Below are 15,330 nucleotides of genomic sequence, written 5' to 3'. Positions count from 1 at the left end.
CCTCGGTGGTCGGTGGGACTTCGCCCATCGTGTGTCGCGCGGGAGGTCGCGTCCTCTTCCGGATTGCTGTTCCGGGCAGTCCCGCACGGCGGAAGAAGAACGGGCCGCCGGAGCGGAGGTGAGCAACCCAGGAGAAGGGGTCGCGTTCTAGGCTGGACGATCGGTGTACACGGAGAGTGATCGGGAGGCCGCCGGTGGCGGAGACGACGGAGGACCACCGGGGCGGCGGCCCCGATCTGCTCCGGGTGCGCGGCGCGAGGGTGCACAACCTGCGCGGACTCGACGTGGACTTCCCCCATCGGGCGCTGGTGGCGGTGACGGGGGTGTCGGGTTCGGGCAAGAGCTCGCTGGCGTACGGGACCGTCTACGCGGAGGCGCAGCGACGCCACCTGCAACCGCTGTCCGCGTTCACGCGGCAGCTGGTGGGCGGTTCGCTCCGGCCCGAGGTGGACTCGGTGACGGGGGTGTGCGCGGCGGTGTCCGTGGCCCAGGCGCGGGGGGCGACCAACCCGCGCTCCACCGTCGGCACCGCGACGGACGTGCACGACTACCTGAGGTCACTGTTCGCGGCGACGGGCCGGTCCGACGGGTCGGCCGGTCCCGCCGAGATGACGGCCCGGGCGTTCTCCTTCAACTCCTCCGCGCACGCCTGCCCGGAGTGCGACGGGATGGGGACCGTGCCGCGCGGCGATCCTGGCCTGGTGGTGCACGACCCCGCCCGGTCGTTGGCCGAGGGGGTCCTGCGTCCCTGGCAGGACTCCCGGACCACGCTGGAGCACGAGCTGTCGCTGCGGTTCGCGGAGTCCCTGGGAGCCGATCCGTCCACCCCGTGGGGGCGGCTGGACCCGGACGTGCGGCACCGGCTGATGCACGAGGAGGGCGCGCCGCTGCGCGCCGAGCTGACCATTCGGGGTACGCCGACCGTGCGCGAGACCCGGTTCCTGGGGGTGGTGCCCTGGCTGTCGGCCTCGCTGCGCGACGCGTCCGGACAGGCGGCCCGGGACCGGGCGACCACGTTCATGTCCGACCTGACCTGCGCGGCGTGCGGAGGCGGACGTCTGTCCCCCGCCCAGCTGTCGGTGCGCGTGGCCGGGCACACCATCGCGGACGTGTGCCGGATGGAGATCGCGGACGCGCTGGCGTACGTGGACTCGCTCGCCCGGGACCCGGCGGTGCCCGCCGAGGCGGCCCAGGGCGTGGCCGAGCTCCGTACCCGGGTGGACCACCTGGTGCGGGTGGGGCTGGGCTACCTGACGCTGGACCGCCCCGTCCCGACCCTGTCCGGCGGGGAGGCGCAGCGGGTCCGGCTCGCCACCCACCTGGGGATGGAGATGTTCGGGCTGATGTACGTGTTCGACGAACCCTCAGCCGGGCTGCACCCGCGCGACACCCGCCTGCTGTTGGACGCGCTGCGCCGGTTGCGAGACCAGGGGAACACGGTGCTGGTGGTCGAACACGACCTGGAGATCGTGGCCGCCGCCGACTGGGTGGTGGAGGTCGGCCCCGGCCCCGGAGCCGACGGCGGGCGCCTGGTGTACTCCGGCCCGGTGTCCGGTATCGGGACCGCTCCGGAGTCGGTGACCGCCCCGTTCCTGGCCCCGCGTCCGGCGGGGGCCTCCGTGCCCTGGCGCACAGCCGAGGATCCCGACTGGGGTTTCGCGGAGTTCACCGGGGCCGAGGCCCACAACCTGCGTTCGGTGTCGGTCCGCTTCCCCATGAACGCGCTCACCGCCGTGACCGGGGTGTCCGGGGCGGGCAAGAGCTCGCTGCTCACCCACGTGGTGGAGCCCGCGGTGGCCGCCGCCGCGGGCGAGACCACCCGCCCGGCGCCCCGGTGCGCCGAGGTCGCCGGTCTGGGCGACGTGCGCAGGCTGGTGACCGTGGACCAGTCGCCCATCGGGCGCTCGCCCCGGTCCAACGTCGCCACCTACGTGGGCGTGCTGGACCGGCTGCGGAGGATGTTCGCCGCCTCCCCCGGCGCACGCGAGGAGGGGCTGGGCGCGGGCGCGTTCTCCGCCAACAACCCCGGGGGCCGCTGCCCGGCCTGCGAGGGGGCGGGCGTGGTGCAGGTGGAGATGTTCTTCCTCCCCGACGTCCAGCTGGCCTGCGAGGTCTGCGGCGGTCGGCGGTTCGCCCCGGCCACCCTGCGGGCGACGGTGCGCGGGTACTCGATCGCGGACGTCATGGAGATGACGGTGGCGCGGGCGGTCGAGGTGTTCTCGGACGTGAAGGGTGTCGCGGGGCCGTTGCGTTCACTGGTCGACGTGGGTCTGGGCTACGTGCTGCTGGGGCAGTCCGCCACCACCTTCTCCGGGGGTGAGGCGCAGCGGGTGAAGCTGGCGAAGGAGTTCGCCGGCGGGACCGCGCCGGGGACCGTCTACCTGTTGGACGAACCGACCAACGGGCTGCACGCGGCGGACGTCGCCCGGCTGGTGTCGGTGCTGCGGGCCCTGGTGGAGGGGGGCGGGACGGTCGTGACCGTCACCCACGACGTCTCGGTGATGGCGGCCTCCGACTGGATCGTGGAGCTCGGTGACGGGGGCGGCGCGAGCGGCGGGAAGCTGGTCGCGCAGGACGTGCCGGGGGTGGTGGCCCGTCAGCGCACCCACACGGGTCTCGTGCTGGCCCGCCGCTGACCCCGGCGGCCGGGACCGCCCCGCGCCCCCTCACCGGGAGTACCGCCGTCCTCCCCGTCGCACGACGCGTGGGGAGGACGGCGGCGCGCGGTCCGGTCAGACCGGCGAGTGGCGCATCGACCGGACCCCGACCAGGAGGCCGAGTCCGGCCACCACGAGGGCCGCCAGGGCGCCCCAGCCGACGTCGGCGGTCAGGATCTCGCCGGAGAACAGGGCGCGCTCGGCGGTGACCACGTAGGTCAGGGGGTTGAACGCGGCGACGGTCTCCAGCCAGCCGGGGCCGATGTCGGTCGGCAGCAGGATGCCGGACAGGATGAGGACCGGGAAGAGCAGGGTCTGCTGGATGCCCCAGAAGGCCCAGTCCTGCCTGCGGACGGCGATCGCCAGGGCGTAGGAGAGAGCGCCGAGGCCGATGCCGAGCACCCCCAGGAGGAGCACGCCCAGGACGGTGCCGAGCAGGTGGGGCGAGAAGCCGAAGGGCGTGGCGACCAGGACGATCACCAGGGCCTGGAGCACGAGTGGCGCGAACTCCTTGAGCGCGCGGCCGACCAGCATGGAGCCGCGGGACATCGGGGTGACCATGAGGCGTTCGTGCGCGCCGGTCTGGATCTCGGTGAGCAGGTTGGACCCCATGGTGGAGGTGCCGACCAGGCTGATCATCACCATGATCCCGGGGACGAACCACTGGAGGGCGCTCTGCCCTCCGAAGACGCTCTCGTCCACCGCGCCGCCGAGCAGGGGGCCGAACAGCCCCAGGAACACCAGGGGTTGGATGAGGCTGACCACGAGGAAGAGGGGTCCGCGCAGGATCGGCCGGAGCTCGCGGCTCGTGACGGTCGCGATGTCGGTCAGTAGTTTGGGCATGGGTCGGTCCTTAATCTCCGAGGGCGACGGGGGCAGGGCGTGTGTCCGTCGGACACGCCCTGGGGCGGCGGTTCAGGCGCCGTCCTCGGACCGGTACCGCTGGTCGCCCTCCCGGAGGGAACGCCCGGTCAGTTCGAGGAACACGTCGTTGAGGGTCGGCTCCGCGAACGAGAGCCGGCGGGCCCGGATCCCGGCCTGGTCCAGGTTGCGCAGCAGGACCGGCACCGAGGTGTCGCCGCTGTCCGCGCGCAGCCGCACGTGCTGGCCGTCCGCGCGCACGTCCTTCGCGTCGGGAAGCTCCTCCGCGATCTTGGCCGCGCGCCGGGCCTCGTCGGGGCCGTCGAGCTCCACGGCGATCCGGTGGCCCACGCGGTCGCGTTTGAGCTGGGCGGAGCTGTCGTCCGCGATGACGCTGCCGTGATCGATGATCAGGACGCGTTCGGCGTGGCTGTCGGCCTCCTCCAGGTAGTGGGTGGTGAGCAGGATGGTGGTGTTGAAGGCCGAGCGCAGCCGGGCGACGTGCTCCCAGAGGTTGGCCCGGTGGTGCGGGTCCAGTCCGGTGGTGGGCTCGTCCAGGAACAGCAGCGGAGGCCGCGGGACGAGGCCGAGCGCGAGGTCGACGCGGCGGCGCTGGCCACCGGACAGGGAGCGCACGGGGCGCTTGAGGAAGGGCCCGAGGTCGAGCATGTCGACCAGCTCCTCCGCGCGGCGGCGGATCTCGGCCCGGGGCAGGCCGTAGGCGCGGCCCTGCGCGTGGAGTTCGTCGTCCACGCGCTGTTCGTGGGCGGCACCGTTGCCCTGACCGACGAAGCCGATCCTGCGGCGTACGCCGGTGGGGTCGTCGACCACGCTCACACCGTCGATGGTGGCGGTGCCCGAGGTCGGCGGGACGAGGCCGGTCAGGACGCGCAGCGCCGTGGACTTGCCCGCGCCGTTGGGCCCCAGCAGTGCGACCATCTCCCCCTCCTCCACGGAGAAGGTGACGTCCCTGAGGGCGTCGACGTCCTTGTCCCGGCCGACGCGGAAGCTGCGGCTCAGTTTGCTGACACGAATCATGGTGCTCCTGGGTCGGGCGCACGGCACGGGTCCGCCGTGCGTGGGGTCGTCGGTCAGGCCCGCTTGATGCGGTTGGCCGACCAGCCGTCACTCAGGGAGACCCCGTAGACGGCCTTCCAGCCCGCGTTGACGGCCTCCTCCATGACGATGGTGCGGTTGAGCTCCCTCTTGCCGCCGCCCTTGGGGTAGGACAGCCAGACCACGGTGGTGTCCGGGACCCCGGGCAGGTGCTCGGTGAGGTTCTTGCGCAGTTCCTCCAGGGTTTCGGAGAACAGGTGCAGCAGGTCGGGCGCGGCACCCGGCTCCTCGGTGACCGCGGCCCCGGCGGGGAGTTCTCCGAGAAGGTCGGCGTAGTCGTCCGGCGCACCGTGCGCGACGACCAGGAACCCGGACCTGACACCCAGTTTCGCCGCTCCGCTTTTCTCTGCCATGAATTCCTCCTGGTGAATGCCCTGAACCCCTTTCGTTGCAGTCCGTGAAAGGAGCTGGCAGGGGTGGTCGGATTCTCACAGTACCGCTCTGGAACCCGCACGCACCGTGTTCGACTTCTCCTGGATTGCGCTCCTTGGAGGGGCCCTTCCGGTGCGACTTCGACCAGCTGTTATTCACTTCCCCGGCAGCCAGCAAGCCGCGAGAAGGAATGGAACTCGACCCGGTCGTAATGTCGAGAGGAATCCCATCCTGTCCCGAGTCGGACAGGGAAAGGAGAACCATGAGCGAGTCGACCAGACCGGAAGTGGTCAACGGCATCCGACGGTGGGTGCAGGAGGTCTTCAACGAGCACCGTGTGGACCAGGTCCAGACGTTGAAGGTGGCCGATTACGTCGACTGGAATCCCTATCCGGGCCAGGACGTCGCACTCCACGGATTCAAGAACGTCCTGGAGGAGTTCCTGGCGTCGTTCCCGGACTTCCGTTACGACGTGGACGAGGAACTGTTCGAGGGCGACAGCGTGGTGTGCGTCGGCAAGTGGTACGGCACCATGCGCAACGACTTCATGGGGCTGCCCGCCTCGGGTGAACGGATCACCGCGCGCCGAACGGACGCGGTGCGGTTCCACGGCGACAAGATGACCGAGCGCTGGGGGGTCGGCAACGAGCTGCGGATGCTGCGCTTCCTCGGGGTGGCCCGCACCGACGCGGAGGTGGAGGAGGCCGCGTCGTTCGAGGACGCGGTCCGGCTGTACCTGGACCGGGTCCTGGGCGGTTTCGACCTGGCCGCGCTGGACGCCCTCGTGGACGTGGACGCGGTGTCGGACGCGGCCGGGTCCCTGGTGCACCTGTGCGTGGTGGGCGCCCTGGACGACCTCGCGCTGACGGTGCACGAGATCGTCGTCGAGGAGGGTTCCGCCCGGGTCCGCGCCACGGTCACGGGCCGGTTCGCGCGCCCGCTGTGGCGGGCCGAGCCCACGGGTGACGAGGTCTCCTTCCCCCTCACGCTCGCGCTGTCGGGTGAGGGCGCGTGGATCACCTCGGTGTCCATGGACTACGACCTGGCCGAGATGGCGCGCGTCCTGGGTGTTCCGGCCGAGGCCTCCGAGGCGGAGGTGACGACGCCCACCGGGACGGCCGGAGACGGCAAGTTCGTCCTGCGGGCCTTCGTCCAGGAGGTCCTCAACGGTCGGGACGTGTCGGCGGTCGGCCGACTGGTCGCGCCGGGCGCGACCGACCTCCACCAGGAGACCGTGACGATGGCGGCGTTCCTGTACGCCTTCCCCGACTACAGGTTCAACATCGAACGCGTGATCACCGACGGTTCGCGGGTGTCGCTGCTGGCGGCCTTCGCGGGGACGCACCGGCGTCCGCTGTTGGGGCACGAGGCCACCGGGACGGGTGCGATCACCCGTTCCATCGACGTGTTCACCGTGAAGGAGGGGCGCCTGTCGGAGATCATCTACGGCTTCGACATCTACTCCCTGCTGACCCGGCTGGACATCTTCCCCGACGAGGGCCGCTACCCGGGCACCGCCGCGAACTGACCACGGGACACACGTGAACACGAACACCGTGGGTGACCGGACGGACCGGGAGCCGGTCCTGGACCTGCACCAGATCCAGGGCAACATCCTGGTTCCGTTCGGCACCCCGTTCCAGTCGTTTCTCCACCTGGCTCTGGACCGCGCCGACGCCGGGGCGTGGGTGGCGCGCGTGCTCCCCGAGATCACCTCGACCCGGTCCCTGATCGACGCGCGCCGGGCGGGCGGGCCCCGCACCGCTGTGGGCCTGTCCCTGTCCGCGCCGGGCCTGCGTGCCCTGGGCGCGCGCCCCGACACCCTGCTCGACGTCCCCTTCCAGGACGGTCTGGCGGCCCGCTCCACCCTGCTCGGGGACCCCCACGACCCCGACGACCCGGGGCACGCGCGGAACTGGCCGTCCGGCGGTCCGGGGACGACGGCGGACGCGCTCCTCGTCGTGGGCGCGGACACGGCCGAGGCCGTCGCCGCCCTGGCCGACCGGCTGCTGTCCGGGAGGGGGGCGCCACGGGTCCTGCACCACGACCGGTGCGCGGCCCTGCCCGGCCCGGACGGCGACCGCGAGCACTTCGGGTACCGGGACCCCGTCTCCCAGCCCGCCGTGCGCGGGGTGGCCGCCGACACGGGCGAGCCCCTGTGCCCGGTCACCGACCCGGGTCGGCCGGAGGAGGCGCTGCCCGGGCAGAAGCGGCTCTGGCCCGGCGAGTTCGTGTTCGGCCACCCCGGGCAGGACCCGGTGGCGTTCGCCCCGCCGGGAACCGTCGCCTCCGGCGGCCCCGCGTGGACGGACAACGGTTCGCTGCTGGTCGTACGCCGCTACCGCCAGGACGTGGCCGGGTTCCTGGGCTTCGCCGCGCGCACCAGCGCCGAGCTGGAGCGGCGGGGGCTGCCGGGATGGTCGCCGGACGCGGTGTCGGCCCGGCTCTTCGGGCGCTGGCGCGACGGCACCCCGCTCAGCCTGAGTCCGAAGGGACCGGACCCGGCGCTGAGCGGCTGCCCCCTGTCCGTGAACGACTTCGGGTTCACCGGGCTGCGCGGCCCCGTGGACGACACGGCGGGGCACCGCGTCCCGGTCGGCGCGCACATCCGCAAGGCCTACCCCCGTGACCACACGACCGACCTGGAGACGCTGGCCAGCATCGAGACCCACCGTCTGTTGCGCCGGGGCATGCCCTACACCGGCCCGGACGGGGAGACCGGCATGGTCTTCGCCTGCTACCAGACCTCCATCGAGCGCCAGTTCGAGTTCGTGGTGCGCTCCTGGCTCAACAACCCCTACCAGCAGCACGAGGGCGACAACCACGACCCGATCGTCGGCCGTCCCCACCGCCCCGTGGGCGACGCCGTCCCGCGCGAGTTCGTGTTCCGCGTCCCCTCCGACGACCCCGCCGGGACGGAGGTCCGGGTGCCGCTCCCCCGGCACTTCACCGTTCCCCGGGGCGGCGGCTACTTCCTCACCCCCTCGCTGTCGGCCCTGGAGACCCTCGCGGGGCCGACCGCGCACCGACCCCTCGGAGGATCCCCATGACCGTGCCCTCGCCCACCGTCGAGGTGGAGTCCAGCCCGGACTCCCGCAGGATCGTTCTGACCCTCCCTCTGGAGGCCCCGAAGGCCCGCGTGTGGGCCGCCCTGACCGAGCACGCGTCCGTGAGCCGGTGGCTGACCCCGGTCGCACCCGACCCGGACTCGGCCCGGAGCCACCGGCTCACCTTCGAGTACGAGGGGACCACGCACACCAAGACCTTCGCCGTGACGACCTGCGCACGGGAGGAGTGCCTGGCGGGCACCCTGCACGACCCGGGCTTCCCCGACTCGTCCCTGGAGGCCAGGATCGACGGGACCCGGCTGGTGTTCACCCACTCCGAGGTGCCCGAGGAGCTGTTCGAGGGCTACCGGGCCGGTTGGACCCACTACCTGGGCGCCCTGCGCGGCGAGCTGGCCGGCGGCTTCGAGGGCGGGCGCCCGTGAGGCGCACGGGACTCCGCGTCGCGGTGATCACCGCGCGCACCGCGTACGCCGGGTGCCGGGCCCTGCCCCACCTGCTGCGCTGGTACCGCTCCCCCCGGGACCCCGGGCGCGCGCCCGAGCGGGTGGGCGGAGCCGTCGCCGACCTGTGCGCGGGGCTGGGACCCGCGTTCGTGAAGCTGGGCCAGCTGGTCTCGACCCGTGAGGACCTCCTGCACCAGGACACGTGCCGGGTGATGCGCGAACGGCTCGCCCTGGGGCACGGGCTGGACCCCGACGGGGCGGGCGCCGGGGTCCACCGGCGGGCGGGCAGCATCGCGGTGGTGGAGCGGCGTTCCGGCCCCTCGGGGGACGTGGCGGTCAAGACCTGCCACCCGCGCGTGCGGGAACGGCTGGAGGCCGACCTGGCCGTCGTGGAGGCGGCGGCCCGGCTGGTCGCCCGTCTGCCCGTGTGCCGGGACGTGCCCGTGGTCGCGCTCGCGGACGACTTCTGCGCCGTGGTGCGCCGACAGACCGACCTCGCGGCCGAACGCACCGCCCTGGAACGGTTCGCCGTCCTGGAGGACCGCCACCCCGTGGTCTTCCCCCGCCCGCTGGGCGATCCCGCCGAACAGGACCGCGACACCCTGGTCATGGAGTGGCTGCCCGGTCAGGAGGACGCGTGGACCCACCATCCCGGGGCCCGGGGCGGCCGCCTGCTGCTCACCCTGGTGTTCGAGATGCTGTTCACCGCGGGCGAGGTCCACTGCGACCTGCACCCGGGCAACTGGTGGTTCCTCAGCGACGGCCGCCTGGCGGTCGTGGACGGCGGGTTCACCTACTCCCTCGACCGGGAGACGCAGGAGCACTTCACCGAGTTCTTCCTGGGGATGGCGGCGGGCAACTCCGAGGTGTGCGCCGACCACGCCCTGGCGGTGAGCATGAAACCGGTGTCGGCCGAGGACGAGAGGGGGTTCCGTCGCGAACTCGACCACCTCATCACCGAGGTGCACGGCCTGACGGCGGGTTCGTTCAGCCTCGCCGCGTTCATCGCGGACTTCTTCCTCATCCAGCGGCGCCACAACGCCTACTCCCGGACCTCCTTCGTGTTCCCGCTGGTGGCGCTCCTGGCCGTCGAGGGACAGGTCAAGCAGGTCTGCCCGGAACTGAACTTCCAGGCGGTCGCGCATCCGGTCATCCTCCGGGGGCTGCTGGCCCGCAACCGCAAGCCCACCTGGTGACACACGCCCGCACACCACGGAGTGATCCACAGTGCCCCCACCTGCCACCCCGGTGACCTCGGGAGGCGGCTCCCACCCCGCCGACCTGGTCTTCCACGACACCTGCGGGTCCCTCCCCGACACGGGCCCCCGCCCCGTGCGCACGGCCTTCGACACCGGTCCGGGCGGGGCGCGGGTGCGCACCGGCTGGCGGTGGTCTCCGGGGGACGGGGCCCGGCTGCTGGCGGCGATCGCCGCGGCGAAGCGGGACCGGCGCCCCCTGGAGGTCGTCGAGCACGGCCTCCGCCTCTCCGGGGTGCTGGCGGCGGCCGCCGCCGAGTCACCGCGTCTGCGCGTGCGCGTACGGACCGGGCGGGCCGCCCTCGGCACCTCCGCGCCCTCCCCCGCCTCCCGGGGCCCGGTGGACGCCGGTTCCTGGGTGCACGTCCCGGACCTGCGGTGGCGCCCGCTGCGGCCGGGGCCGGTGGTGGTCACCGGCGGGCTGGGCGGGATCGGCCTGCGCCTGGCGGCGGAGTTCGCGGCGCTGGGTCACCCCGTGGCCCTCGTCGACCGGACGGCCGAACACGACCTGGGACCGGAATCCCGCCGGGCCTTGGAGCGGGTGCGGTCCACCGCGCCCACCACGGTGGTCCGCGCCGACCTGGACCGGGCCGACCCCACCGATCTCCTCCCCCTCCTGCCGGAACGTCCCGCCTACCTGGTGCACGCGGCCGGGGAGCTGTCGCTGGGGCGACTGGACCGTGCCTCGGGCGCGGACCTGGACCGGGCGGCGCTGGGACGCCGGGGCCAGCTGGTGCGGCTGGTGGAGGCGCTGGGGCGGGGACCGCTGGAGGCGGTGCTGGTCCTGGGGTCGTCCGAGAGCCGCGCCAGCCACACCGGGTTCGGCGCGTACGGGCTCTCGCACACCTGTACCCGGGCGGCGGTGCGGGACCTGGCGCACCGCTTCCCCCGGACCCGGTTCACGGTGGCGGAGTGGACGCTGTGGAGCGAGGTCGGCATGGCGGCCGCGACGGCGGGTCCGGGGCTGAGGGCGGCCGGGTTCGCGACGGTGTCCCCGGCCTGGGGGGCGCGGGCCGCCGTCCGGTTGCTCGGCCAGCCCGGCACCGAGGACCGGCACGGCGCCGCCCGGGTGTTCGCGCTGGGCGGCCCCCGCCTGGACGCGAGGTTCGACGCCGTGGCGGTGGTCGGGGGTGTGGGCGGCGCGGCGATGGTGGGCGGCCGGGCCCCGGAGCGGTCCGTGTCCCGCCTGGTGCGGGGCTGCCTCCCGGGGCTGCGGGAGGTCGCGGTGGAGCCGCCCCGGCTGCGCTCCCGTACCCCGAGGGCGCTGCGCGCGCTGGTCGGCCCGCGGGGGCTGCGGCTCTGGTCCTCGGCGGTCGCGGACTGGCGGCCGGACGGGGAGTACGAGGCGCTGCTCCCGTTCTGAGGTACCGCACCCGTGAGGAGGCAGGAGGCAGAGGGTGGAACCGATCCGACGCGCGATACCGCTGCGAGCGGCGCCGGACCAGGTGTGGACGGCGCTCACGGCCCCGTCCCGGGTGGGCCGGTGGCTGGGCGGGCTGGACGAGGACAGCACACCAGGCGTGCGGCGCGCGTGGGTGCTGACGACCGACGCCGTGGAGTACGTGCGGCTGTGGGTGGAGCACGTGGACCCGGGGCGCGCGCTCACCCTGCGCTGGTCGGAGTTCGGGGTGGAGCCGCCCAGCCTGGTCCGCCTGTCGGTGGAGCCCGGTCCGGTCGGTGCGGTGCTGTGGGTGCGGGAGAGCTTCCCCTCGCCCCGGTCGGTGCCGCGCGTGAGCCGGGAGGTGTTCTGGGACGACTGCGCGGAGCGGCTGCGCCGCCACCTGGACCCGGAGACGCCCGACGCCGACGGGGTGCGCTCCATCGAAGTCGGTGTGCGGGTCCCGTCGGCGTCCTGGCTCCCGCTGCACCGGGGCAACGTGTTCCAGTGGCTGCCGGTGAGCGGGACGGGGTACCCGCCGACGGCCTTCTACGTGGTGGACGGGGCCGGACCGTGGCGGTTCCCGATCCGCAGGGTGGAGGACTACTTCGACGAACGCCTCACCCTCACCATCGATGTGGGCGCCGGACTGACCCGCGCGGTGGTGCGCACCCACCACGACGGCACGGGTGTGCTGCTGTCCGTGCGGCACACGGACTGGCCCACGGATCAAGGGATCCGAGGTAAAATGACCCGATTGCGCGACGTGTTCGAGATCACCTGGCGGGAGAGCTTGGCCAAGGCCGTGAGCGCGGCCGGTGGCGAGGGAGGACCGCGTGTCCGTTGACCAGACGACCGTCCCGACCACCGTGCCGGGTGTGTCGGCCCAGCGTGAGGCCGTGTTGCTCACGGTCGCCGCGATTCGTGAGGACCTGGCCTCGCCCCACCTGCTGGCCGACATGGCCGCCTCGGGTTTCTACAGCCAGTTCCACTTCCACCGCTTCTTCACGCGGCACACCGGGACGACCCCCGGCCGGTTCCTGACCGCCCTGCGCATGCAGGAGGCCAAACGGCTCCTGGCCCACACCTCCGCGACCGTCATGAGCGTCAGCGACGAGATCGGCTACCAGAGCATCGGGTCCTTCACCACCCAGTTCACCCGGCTGGTGGGCACCTCGCCGGGCCGGTTCCGCGAGCTGGTGGACTCCCTGGCCGGGCACCGGCTGACCGAGCCCGACCTGGACCGCGCCCGGAACGCGGACCAGCGCCCGCTGGACTGCTCCCTCTCCGTGGCCGACGGCGTCGGATCGGACCTGACGGACCGGATCTCCTTCGTCGGGCTCTTCGGGGCGGGTCTGCCCCAGGGCGGGCTCTCCGGGTTCGGCATCGTCCAGGGTTCCTCCGGCACGGTGGCCGCGGGGGCGCACCCCGGCCCCCGGCCGAGCCGGACCGAACTGTTCCTCATGTCGCTGCCCGGGACCGCCGACCTCACCGACCTGGCGGTGGGCGGGGGCGACGGGCTGCTGGTGAGCCGGGGCCGCGTGGTCGGTACGAGCGACAGTGCGGACCTCGTCCTGCGTGAGACCGGTCCGCTGGACCCGCCGGTGGTCTCCGCCGCCCCCGCCCTCCACCTGCGCGCCTTCCTGGGCTCCGGTCGACACGGCTGAGCCGCCGCCCCACACCGGACGGAGGGCGACGGCTCCGAGGCGCGGGTCCCCGGTGCCGGGTCAGAACCCGTTCTGGATCTCCACCGTCGGCATGAGGTCGCGCAGGGTCCCCTCCACCACCAGCAGGGCCGACAACGGGAACACGAACTCGGCCCGTGAGTGCACGCCGTGGCGCGTCTGGAGTTCGAAGACGCCGTTGCCGAACTCGGCCATCGTGAACACCCCGTCGCCCGAGGCGTGCCTGGCCACGTGGGCGGCCATCGCCGTGACGAACTCCTCCCGCCGCGCGGCTTCGACCGGTTCGAGGGCCGTGTCGGCCATGATCTCGCCGCAGGTCCGCCCGTCGCCGAGCGCCACCGCCCGGAAGAAGCGGTCCAGGTGGTCTCGGGTGGTGTCCGAGACGCGCACGGCGTACCCGGCGTCCAGCAGGACGACCGCGCCGTTGCCGTGCACGTACAGGTTGCCCGGGTGCAGGTCGCAGTGGACGAACCCGTCGTCGAAGACCATCCGCCGCACCGCCCGCAGGGCTCGGCGCGCGGCCACCGCCTGGGCCGTGGGAGTGAAGCCGCCGGGCGGTCCCTCCCCCAGTCCGGGCACGTAGTCGGTGACCAGGACGCTGGGGCCGCACAGCCGGGGGCGCAGGCCCGGGATCAGCACCCCCGGCATTCCGGACAGGTGGCGCTCCAGGGTGCGGTGGTGGTCGGCCTCGGCGGTGTAGTCGGTCTGCGCGAGGATCACCGCGCTGACGTGGTCGACCAGATCGGCCAGGGGGCGGCCGCCGGTGCCGTCGAAGCGCACGGCGAGTGCGGCGGCGGCGCGCAGCAGCCGCAGGTCCGCGGTCATCACCCGGTCGACCCCCGGGCGACGCAGCTTCACCGCCACCTCGTCCGGGCCGTGGCGTCCCAGGTAGACGCAGCCGACCGTGCCGGACCCGAGCAGGACCCCGGTGACCTCGACCTCGGCCAGGGCGGGCACCTCCGCCCTGGCCCGGGCCAGGGCCCTGGCCCGGTGCCGTTCGGACATGGGTCTGGACCGGTCGTGGAGCACGGACAGGGCGTCGGCCCACTCCGGGCCGATCATGTCGCGGCGGGCACCGACGAGCTGCCCCGCCTTCGCCGCGGTGGGCCCGAGGGCCTGGAGGCCGCCCGTCACGGCGCGGGCAGCCCCGCGTCGCGCGCCTCGGCGGCCGCCGAGGACCAGCCCGACGGCGGCCCCGGCCAGGGCGGTGACGGCCGTACCGACCCCGACGAGGGCGATAGCGCCCAGGCGGCGGGCGAGGACCGCCCGGCCGAGGGGAGGCGCGGGAGCGGCGGTCGGTCCCGGGTCGGCCAACCCGGCGGCCGACCGGCCACCCGGGGTGATCACCGGCTCCACGCGTGGGGCCCCGGGCCGTCACCGGGAGCCCCGTCGGGGCCACCGGGGCCACCGGGGCCACCGGGGCCACCGGGGCCACCGCCCAACATCATGGCCAACCGCTGGAAGGCCGAGGTCCAGAAGGTGACGAGCAGGCCCCGGTCCACGGGGGCGTGTTCGAGCTGCCCGAACTGCTCCCATCCGGAGTGGAAGACCTGGAGGACGCTGCGCCCGAGCCCGGCGGGTTCGATCCACAGGTGGCAGGAGAGCGGTCCGGGCCAGCTCGGACGGCTCAGCTCGAACTCCAGGCGCGGCTGGAAGGAGGGGAAGCTCTGGTTGGCCTCGACGTGCTCGACCACGGTGATGCGCGCGACGCCGCTGGCGTCACCGAGGGTGAAGTCCACCTGCCCGCCCGGGTCGAGGGTGCCGGAGCTGCGGCCCAGCCAGAACTGGAGGGCCGGCACGCTGGTCAGGGCCGACCACGCCTCGAAGGTGCTCACCGGCAGCTCGGTCTGCACATAGGGGCCCATACGGCGCCAGGTCCAGCGCTGACGCCGCCCGGTCCGCAGGTGTTCGGCCAGCTGGTCGAGGATGCCGGGCCAACCCATCCCGTTCCAGGACCGCCAGTCCGAGGGCGGGTTGGTGGCGCGTTCGACGACGCGCACGCGGACGACCGCGCCGGGCAGCTGGGACAGCTCCCAGCGGACGGTGGTGGCGGGTCCCACCCCGACCCAGCGCCACAGGTACTCCAGGAGCGCGGCGCCGTCGTTCGGGGGTTCGGTGACGGTGGTGCGGCACCAGAAGAACTCGCCGTCCTCGAAGTCCAGGGTGCTCTCCCGTCCCGGCGCCGCCCAGAACTCGTCGGCGTCGGCCAGCCACTGGGCGACGGTGTAGGGGTCGGTGAGGGCGCGCCACACGTCGTCGACGCTGTGACCGCGCACGTGGACGTCGCTGACCAGTTCCTCCCATCGGCGCTGGGAGACGGGGTGGGCGCCGGTGGAGCCCAGGGGTGGGAAGGCCAGGACCTCGTGAGGGAACTGCGGGCCGTCGGGGGGACCCGAGTCCAGGGGCGGCCGGGGGTCCCGGGTCTCGTCGGGGGCGGACTCCACGGACATGGGCGGTGTCTCCGTTCGGTGGGGGGCGGTGGACACGCGTCGGC

At 73.6% G+C, this 15,330-nt stretch carries 13 protein-coding genes; 8 read left to right on the top strand and 5 right to left on the bottom strand.

From position 1 onward, the window contains the following. The first annotated feature begins 194 nt into the window (after positions 1–194). A complete protein-coding gene (locus tag AC0VYM_RS13235; RefSeq protein WP_475462568.1) occupies positions 195–2,636 on the top strand; it encodes an excinuclease ABC subunit UvrA in 2,442 nt (813 codons plus the stop codon). A 96-nt stretch (positions 2,637–2,732) separates the two neighbouring features. On the opposite strand, the gene AC0VYM_RS13230 is transcribed toward AC0VYM_RS13235, so the two are convergent. From AC0VYM_RS13230 to AC0VYM_RS13220, 3 genes are all read right to left on the bottom strand, one after another. Next, positions 2,733–3,500 (bottom strand): ABC transporter permease, encoded by a 768-nt coding sequence (locus AC0VYM_RS13230; protein ID WP_475462567.1) that lies wholly within the window; start codon positions 3,498–3,500, stop codon positions 2,733–2,735. A gap of 72 nt (positions 3,501–3,572) precedes the next feature. Then, positions 3,573–4,556 carry an ATP-binding cassette domain-containing protein gene (locus AC0VYM_RS13225; RefSeq protein ID WP_475462566.1) on the bottom strand — a complete coding sequence of 328 codons (984 nt, stop codon included), beginning with the start codon at positions 4,554–4,556 and terminating at the stop codon, positions 3,573–3,575. A gap of 53 nt (positions 4,557–4,609) precedes the next feature. Beyond that, the gene (locus AC0VYM_RS13220; protein WP_475462565.1) at positions 4,610–4,987 is read right to left on the bottom strand and encodes a DUF3052 family protein; all 378 of its coding nucleotides are present in this window, start codon (positions 4,985–4,987) and stop codon (positions 4,610–4,612) included. Between the two features lie 281 nt (positions 4,988–5,268). Here AC0VYM_RS13220 and AC0VYM_RS13215 point away from each other — a divergent pair, with 281 nt between their 5' ends. The 7 genes from AC0VYM_RS13215 to AC0VYM_RS13185 are packed head-to-tail and all read left to right on the top strand — an operon-like array spanning position 5,269 to position 12,818. Next, the gene (locus AC0VYM_RS13215) at positions 5,269–6,534 is read left to right on the top strand and encodes an ester cyclase (RefSeq protein ID WP_475462564.1); all 1,266 of its coding nucleotides are present in this window, start codon (positions 5,269–5,271) and stop codon (positions 6,532–6,534) included. A 13-nt stretch (positions 6,535–6,547) separates the two neighbouring features. Further along, positions 6,548–8,056, top strand: coding sequence for a Dyp-type peroxidase (locus tag AC0VYM_RS13210; RefSeq protein WP_475462563.1), 1,509 nt, complete (start codon positions 6,548–6,550; stop codon positions 8,054–8,056). After that, positions 8,053–8,496 carry an SRPBCC family protein gene (locus tag AC0VYM_RS13205; RefSeq protein ID WP_475462562.1) on the top strand — a complete coding sequence of 148 codons (444 nt, stop codon included), beginning with the start codon at positions 8,053–8,055 and terminating at the stop codon, positions 8,494–8,496. The genes AC0VYM_RS13210 and AC0VYM_RS13205 overlap by 4 nt, the downstream gene beginning before the upstream one ends. Beyond that, on the top strand, positions 8,493–9,713 hold the full coding sequence (locus AC0VYM_RS13200) for an AarF/UbiB family protein (RefSeq protein ID WP_475462561.1): 1,221 nt from the start codon (positions 8,493–8,495) through the stop codon (positions 9,711–9,713). The genes AC0VYM_RS13205 and AC0VYM_RS13200 overlap by 4 nt, the downstream gene beginning before the upstream one ends. A gap of 31 nt (positions 9,714–9,744) precedes the next feature. Further along, entirely contained in the window at positions 9,745–11,136 is a 1,392-nt protein-coding gene (locus tag AC0VYM_RS13195; RefSeq protein ID WP_475462560.1) for a KR domain-containing protein, read from the top strand. A gap of 34 nt (positions 11,137–11,170) precedes the next feature. Then, the gene (locus AC0VYM_RS13190; protein WP_475462559.1) at positions 11,171–11,998 is read left to right on the top strand and encodes an SRPBCC domain-containing protein; all 828 of its coding nucleotides are present in this window, start codon (positions 11,171–11,173) and stop codon (positions 11,996–11,998) included. Beyond that, positions 11,988–12,818: a helix-turn-helix domain-containing protein gene (locus AC0VYM_RS13185; RefSeq protein WP_475462558.1), complete on the top strand. Its 831-nt coding sequence runs from the start codon at positions 11,988–11,990 to the stop codon at positions 12,816–12,818. Before AC0VYM_RS13190 ends, AC0VYM_RS13185 begins: the two co-directional genes overlap by 11 nt. Positions 12,819–12,878: 60 nt before the next feature. On the opposite strand, the gene AC0VYM_RS13180 is transcribed toward AC0VYM_RS13185, so the two are convergent. Further along, the gene (locus AC0VYM_RS13180) at positions 12,879–14,183 is read right to left on the bottom strand and encodes an AarF/UbiB family protein (protein WP_475462557.1); all 1,305 of its coding nucleotides are present in this window, start codon (positions 14,181–14,183) and stop codon (positions 12,879–12,881) included. Beyond that, positions 14,180–15,286 (bottom strand): SRPBCC domain-containing protein, encoded by a 1,107-nt coding sequence (locus AC0VYM_RS13175; protein WP_475462556.1) that lies wholly within the window; start codon positions 15,284–15,286, stop codon positions 14,180–14,182. Before AC0VYM_RS13175 ends, AC0VYM_RS13180 begins: the two co-directional genes overlap by 4 nt. Positions 15,287–15,330: the final 44 nt, after the last annotated feature.

It is taken from the genome of Nocardiopsis sp. iso_237, from assembly GCF_056173345.1.
The sequence above is the reverse complement of the archived record's forward strand: the minus strand, read 5'-3'. Positions and strand labels throughout refer to the sequence as shown.

What these genes read in the sequence shown, in the direction of transcription:
- AC0VYM_RS13230 (WP_475462567.1), bottom strand. Translation starts at nt 3,500, where the DNA reads ATGCCCAAACTACTGACCGACATCGCGACCGTCACGAGCCGCGAGCTC.
- AC0VYM_RS13225 (WP_475462566.1), bottom strand. Translation starts at nt 4,556, where the DNA reads ATGATTCGTGTCAGCAAACTGAGCCGCAGCTTCCGCGTCGGCCGGGAC.
- AC0VYM_RS13220 (WP_475462565.1), bottom strand. Translation starts at nt 4,987, where the DNA reads ATGGCAGAGAAAAGCGGAGCGGCGAAACTGGGTGTCAGGTCCGGGTTC.
- AC0VYM_RS13215 (WP_475462564.1), top strand. Translation starts at nt 5,269, where the DNA reads ATGAGCGAGTCGACCAGACCGGAAGTGGTCAACGGCATCCGACGGTGG.
- AC0VYM_RS13205 (WP_475462562.1), top strand. Translation starts at nt 8,053, where the DNA reads ATGACCGTGCCCTCGCCCACCGTCGAGGTGGAGTCCAGCCCGGACTCC.
- AC0VYM_RS13175 (WP_475462556.1), bottom strand. Translation starts at nt 15,286, where the DNA reads ATGTCCGTGGAGTCCGCCCCCGACGAGACCCGGGACCCCCGGCCGCCC.